Annotated in this window: 2 protein-coding genes; both read left to right on the top strand. The window is 73.3% G+C overall.

Translation table 11 applies throughout. The features are described from left to right. The coding region (locus VLJ82_RS11145) for an Rne/Rng family ribonuclease (RefSeq protein ID WP_408663421.1) at positions 1–2,498 on the top strand (2,498 nt) is incomplete at its 5' end. 209 nt (positions 2,499–2,707) lie between these two features. Then, positions 2,708–3,025 carry a 50S ribosomal protein L21 gene (gene rplU, locus VLJ82_RS11150; RefSeq protein WP_408663422.1) on the top strand — a complete coding sequence of 106 codons (318 nt, stop codon included), beginning with the start codon at positions 2,708–2,710 and terminating at the stop codon, positions 3,023–3,025. Positions 3,026–3,046 lie beyond the last annotated feature (21 nt).

A 3,046-nucleotide genomic window follows, 5' to 3' on the forward strand; every position in this document is an offset into this window, starting at 1 on the left:
AGCCGGACGCCGAGGACACCGAGGACGCCGCCGGTGAGGGCACCCGCCGCCGCCGTCGCCGGGGCCGCCGGGGCCGTGGCCGGTCCGCGGCCGCCGAAGCCGACGCCGAGTCCCGCGACACCGCCGACGACTCGGGCGACGACGAGGACGAAGAGGAGTCCGACCACGCCGACGAGGTTGCCGAGGCGGCCCTGTCGGCCAGCGCCCGGCGGCGTCGCCGGCGGCGGCGCTCCAGCAGCGGGGACAACGCCGACACCGCACCGTCCGAGGACGACCCGCCGAACACCGTGGTGCACGTCCGGGAGTCGCGGTCGGGCCGGGGTGGCGCGGCCGACGACGACGGCGTCCGCGGCGTCAAGGGCTCGACCCGGCTGGAGGCCAAGCGCCAGCGCCGCCGGGACAACCGCGACACCGGCCGCCGGCGGGCCCCGATCCTCACCGAGGCCGAGTTCCTGGCCCGCCGCGAGGCGGTGGACCGGGTGATGGCGGTGCGCCAGACCGGTGACCGCACCCAGATCGCCGTCCTCGAGGACGACATCCTGGTCGAGCACTACGTGACCCGGGCCAGCGCCAGCAGCGCGGTCGGCAACGTCTACCTGGGCCGGGTGCAGAACGTCCTGCCGTCGATGGAGGCCGCCTTCGTCGACATCGGCCGCGGCCGCAACGGCGTGTTGTACGCCGGCGAGGTCAACTGGGACTCGGCGGGCCTGGCCGGCAAGTCCCGCTCGATCGAGAACGCCCTGAGCGCCGGGGACCTGGTGCTGGTGCAGGTGACCAAGGACCCGATCGGCCACAAGGGCGCCCGGCTCACCAGCCAGATCTCGCTGCCCGGCCGGTTCGTGGTCTACGTGCCCGGTGGCGGCATGACCGGCATCAGCCGCAAGCTTCCCGACGTCGAGCGCAGCCGGCTGAAGGCGATCCTGAAGAAGGTGGTGCCCGACGAGGCCGGCGTGATCGTGCGGACCGCCGCCGAGGGTGCCTCCGAGCAGGACCTGATCAACGACGTCGAGCGGCTGAAGTCGGAGTGGGAGTCGATCAGCGCCAAGGCCGACCGGGCCAAGAGATCCTCCGACGGCCCGCTGCTGCTGCACGGCGAGCCGGACCTGGCGATCCGGGTGGTGCGCGACATCTTCAACGACGACTTCGCCAAGCTGGTGGTGTCTGGGGCGGAGATCCACCGCACCCTGTCCGACTACGTGCGCGACATCGCCCCGGACCTGGCCGACCGGATCTCGCGGCACACCGCCGAGTCCGACCTGTTCCGCGACCTGCGGGTGGACGAGCAGCTGGCCAAGGCGCTGGACCGCAAGGTGTGGCTGCCGTCGGGCGGCTCGCTGGTCATCGACCGCACCGAGGCGATGACCGTGGTGGACGTCAACACCGGCAAGTACACCGGCTCCGGCGGCAACCTCGAGCAGACCGTCACCCGCAACAACCTGGAGGCGGCCGAGGAGATCGTCCGGCAGCTGCGGTTGCGCGACATCGGCGGCATCGTGGTGATCGACTTCATCGACATGGTGCTGGAGAGCAACCGGGAGCTGGTGCTGCGCCGGCTGACCGAGTGCCTGGGCCGGGACCGCACCAAGCACCAGGTCGCCGAGGTCACCTCGCTCGGGCTGGTGCAGATGACCCGCAAGCGGGTCGGCGAGGGGCTGCTGGAGGCCTTCTCCGAACCCTGCTCGGTGTGCAACGGCCGGGGCCTGATCGTGCACCTGGACGGCGTGGACAAGAAGTCCAACGGGACCGGCGGCGGATCGGTCGCGGCAGAGGAGGAGCGGCCGGCCCGCAGCCGGCGCAGCCGCAAGGCCAAGGCCGAGCAGCAGGCACCGGCGCAGCCGGATCCGGCCGAGCTCGCCGCCGAGGCCGAGAAGCGGCGGGCGGCGGCCAGCGCGGTGGCTGCCATCGCGGCGGCGACCGGCCACCACGACGCGACCGGCCACCACGACGCGGCCGGCTCCCGGGCCGGTGACCAGCCGGCCGACGGGGTCCGCACTGCCGAGGAACCGAGCGCTGCGGGGCCGAGTGCTGCGGAGCAGGGCACCGGGCAGCCGGACGGCGCGGCGTCGAGCACCGCGGAGTCGAGCCCGGCCGAGTCGGGTACCGCGGAATCGGGCACGACGGGACGCGGCACCAGGTCGCGGACCGGTCAGCGGCGCCGCGCCGGATCGAAGGCCACCGCGGCCGAGCCGGGCCCGGCCGAGCCGTCGGCTCCGGCCCAGTCCTCGAGCCCGGCCGAGCCGTCGAAGGCTGCCAGGCCGTCGAGGGCTGCCCAGCCGTCGAGGGCTGCCGCCGAGCCATCAGGCCCGGCCGAACCGGCCGCCGAGCCATCAGGCCCCGCCGAACCGGCCGCCGGGCCGGCGACCAGCGAGGCGGCCGCACCCGCATCCCAGCCGGCGTCCGGCCAGTCCGGGGCCGCCCAGCCGGTGCGTCCCCGTCGCCGCCGGGCGGCGAGCCGGCCGGCCGGTCCGCCGGTGCCGGTCAGCGCCGGCGAGGGGTAGCGGGCAGGAGCCCCCGCTTTTGCTTGGAAGGCGGCCGTAGGCGTAATCTGTACTACGGCCCATCGCACGCCAGGTGGGCTGTTCTGGTGTTCTGGGTCGGCTGGAATGCAACGGCCCGCCGTCGCGGGCCACCCGCGTGCACCAGCAAGGCTGGACACCCGAGAAATACCCGAAGATCTTCGACGCTGTTCGACAGGAGTGAGTTCGCGATGTACGCCATCGTCAAGACCGGCGGCAAGCAGTACCGGGTCGCCGTAGGTGACGTCGTGACGGTCGAGAAGCTGGACGCCGAGCCCGGCGCCAGCGTCGCGCTCCCGGCGATCCTGCTGGTCGACGGCGAGGACGTCACCACCGACGCCACGGCGCTGGCCGCGGTATCGGTCACCGGCGAGGTGCTCGGCCAGGTCAAGGGCCCGAAGATCCGGATCCACAAGTTCAAGAACAAGACCGGCTACCACAAGCGCATCGGCCACCGGCAGAAGCTGTCGCAGGTCAGGGTCACCGGCATCGAGAGCGGAAAGAAGTAGAGCCATGGCACACAAGAAGGG

It is taken from the genome of Jatrophihabitans sp. (genome assembly GCF_035474675.1).
Taxonomy (GTDB): domain Bacteria; phylum Actinomycetota; class Actinomycetes; order Mycobacteriales; family Jatrophihabitantaceae; genus Jatrophihabitans_A.